The sequence below is a fragment of the Mesorhizobium sp. M1E.F.Ca.ET.063.01.1.1 genome (genome assembly GCF_003998155.1).
Lineage (GTDB): Bacteria > Pseudomonadota > Alphaproteobacteria > Rhizobiales > Rhizobiaceae > Mesorhizobium.
In genome coordinates this window covers 1-2703 of the sequence record NZ_RZSC01000773.1, presented here as the reverse complement: position 1 = coordinate 2703, position 2703 = coordinate 1, and the positions used below count along the sequence as shown (strand labels likewise).

General features: G+C 64.4%; 4 protein-coding genes. All 4 read left to right on the top strand.

The features are described from left to right. Positions 1-1353, top strand: a 1353-nt coding sequence (locus EOA29_RS32085; RefSeq protein ID WP_127222122.1) for a M20/M25/M40 family metallo-hydrolase, incomplete at its 5' end; no start/stop codon positions are given. A gap of 148 nt (positions 1354-1501) precedes the next feature. After that, complete coding sequence (locus tag EOA29_RS32080; RefSeq protein WP_126091903.1) at positions 1502-2122, top strand: ribonuclease D; 621 nt, start codon at positions 1502-1504, stop codon at positions 2120-2122. A 67-nt stretch (positions 2123-2189) separates the two neighbouring features. Continuing rightward, entirely contained in the window at positions 2190-2390 is a 201-nt protein-coding gene (locus EOA29_RS32075; RefSeq protein WP_126091904.1) for a hypothetical protein, read from the top strand. Between the two features lie 110 nt (positions 2391-2500). Continuing rightward, on the top strand, positions 2501-2703 hold a 203-nt coding region (locus tag EOA29_RS32070; RefSeq protein WP_145969920.1), incomplete at its 3' end, for a GlsB/YeaQ/YmgE family stress response membrane protein.

The window sequence follows — 2703 nt, the reverse complement described above, 5'->3', positions numbered from 1 at the left end:
GACCAGAACCTCGACCAAAGCCTGGAGCGGCTTTTCGGCCTGCTCGGCATCAGGTCGATCTCGACCGATCCCGCCTATGCAGCCGACTGCCGCAAGGGCGCCGAGTGGCTGGTGGCCGAGCTCAAGCTGATCGGCTTCGATGCCAGCGTGCGCGACACGCCCGGACATCCGATGGTGGTGGCGCATCACGAGGGGCCGGCCGGCGCGCCGCATCTGCTGTTCTACGGCCATTACGATGTGCAGCCGGTCGATCCGATCGAGCTTTGGGAGACCGACCCCTTCGCGCCGTCGATCAAGGAGATCGAGCCCGGCCGCAAGGTGATCGCCGGGCGCGGCTCGGCCGACGACAAGGGCCAGCTGATGACCTTCGTCGAGGCATGCCGCGCCTGGAAGCAGGTGCATGGCAATCTGCCCTGCCGCGTCACCATCCTGTTCGAGGGCGAGGAAGAGTCCGGCTCGCCGTCGCTGAAGCCGTTCCTCGAGGCGAACGCGGCCGAGCTCAAGGCGGATTTCGCTTTGGTCTGCGACACCAGCATGTGGAACCGCGAGACGCCGTCGATCTGCGTGTCGCTGCGCGGCATGGTCGGCGAGGAGGTCATCGTCAAGGCAGCAAGCCGCGACCTGCATTCAGGTCTCTATGGAGGCCCGGCCGCCAATCCGATCCGCATCCTGGCCAAGGTCCTCGCCGACGTTCACGATCAAAACGGCCGTGTCACCATCCCAGGCTTCTATGACGGCGTCGAGGAGACGCCCTCACAGGTGCTGAAGTCCTGGGAGGGGCTTGGCGAGACCGCCGAGACATTCCTCGGTCCGGTCGGCCTCTCCATTCCCGCCGGCGAAAAGGGCCGTTCCGTGCTCGAGCTCACCTGGGCGCGGCCGACGGCCGAATTCAACGGCATCATCGGCGGCTATACCGGCAAGGGGTTCAAGACGGTGATCGCGGCGGAAGCCTCGGCCAAGGTGTCGTTCCGGCTCGTCCACAAGCAGGATCCGAAAAAGATCCGCGCCGCCTTCCAGGGCTTCGTGCGCGAACGCATCCCGGCCGACTGCTCGGTCGAATTCCATCCGCATGGCGGCTCGCCGGCGATCCAGCTCTCTTACGACTCGCCTTTCCTGACCAAGGCCAAGGATGCGCTCTCCGACGAATGGGAGAAGCAGGCCGTCACCACCGGCGGCGGCGGCTCTATTCCCGTGGTCGGCGACTTCCAGACCTATCTCGGCATGGAATCGCTGCTGGTCGGCTTCGGCCTCGATGACGACCGCATCCATTCGCCGAACGAAAAATACGAGCTCACCTCCTTTCACAAGGGGCAGCGTTCCTGGGCGCGCATTCTCGATGCGCTGACGCGTTGAGCGAAAATCACGAACGACGTGCAAATCAAGTTTTTGTTGATTTTTCCCCGGATCGCGGCGAGGACGGACCATCTAGCACAAGGTGCAGCGCGTCCCTTGCGCATCCCAAAGGACGCGCGGCGCCGCAGGCCGCGATCCGGAGAAGAGAATGACCGACGTCCGTTTCCACAAGAACGATCTGCCGGACCTGTCCCGCTACAATGTCGGGGCCGTGGCCATCGACACGGAAACGCTGGGGCTCAATCCGCATCGCGACAGGCTCTGCGTGGTGCAGATTTCGCCTGGCGACGGCAGCGCCGACGTCATCCAGATCGCTCCCGGCCAGAGGAAGGCGCCGAACCTCGTCAGCCTGCTCAGGAACCGTGCCATCACCAAGCTGTTCCACTACGGCCGCTTCGACATCGCCGTGCTCTACAAAGCCTTCGGCGTCATGGCCGAGCCGGTGTTCTGCACCAAGATCGCCTCGCGGCTGACCCGCACCTACACCGACCGCCACGGGCTGAAGGACCTCTGCAACGAGCTGCTCGGCATCGGCCTGTCGAAGGCGCAGCAATCCTCGGACTGGGCGGCGGAGACGCTGTCGCCCGAGCAGCTCGAATATGCCGCCTCCGACGTGCTCTACCTGCACCGGCTGCGCGAGGTGCTGGCCGCGCGGCTGGCGCGCGAGGGCCGCACCAAGGAGGCCGAGGCCTGCTTCCGCTTCCTGCCGACGCGCGCCAGGCTCGACCTGATGGGCTGGGCGGAGGAAGATATCTTCGCGCATAGCTGATGGAACCCGGCGCGTTGAAGCACGTTCCTGCCGGTCCATTGTCGGAGCGAGATGCGGAGGGAATGAAATGGCAGAGCGCAAACCGATCGCGAGCGCGCCGAAAGACGGCTCGAAAGTCACTGTCATGTGGAAGGACGGCGACGGCGTGATCAACGAATCCGTCGGCCAATATCGCGACGGCGGCTGGTGGGTCTATACCGACAGCAACACGCAAAAGAAGGTCGATCCGACGAGCTGGCGGCCCGCATCGGGCGATGACGACGAATGAAGCTGGCGCTGGCGAGGCCGGCTGCTTTCCAATAGGTTCGAACCGTCGCAATCGGAGGCCGATTCGGGGCTTGTTGCTCCGTTGGTCCTCCGCTCAAGGAGGGATTGGCAATGGGAATTGAAAGCCTGCTCGTCTTCATCATCATCGGCGCGATAGCCGGCTGGCTCGCCGGCCTCATCGTCAAGGGTTTCGGCTTTGGACTGGTCGGCAATATCGTCGTCGGGATCGTTGGCGCCTTGATCGCCGGCTGGCTCTTCCCAAGGCTGGGGTTCACCATCGGCGGCGGCATTTTTGCCGCGATCATCCACTCCAC

Bases quoted from the DNA above. Each gene is read 5' to 3' on its own strand.
- EOA29_RS32075 (WP_126091904.1), top strand. From the start codon at position 2,190: ATGGCAGAGCGCAAACCGATCGCGAGCGCGCCGAAAGACGGCTCGAAA.
- EOA29_RS32080 (WP_126091903.1), top strand. From the start codon at position 1,502: ATGACCGACGTCCGTTTCCACAAGAACGATCTGCCGGACCTGTCCCGC.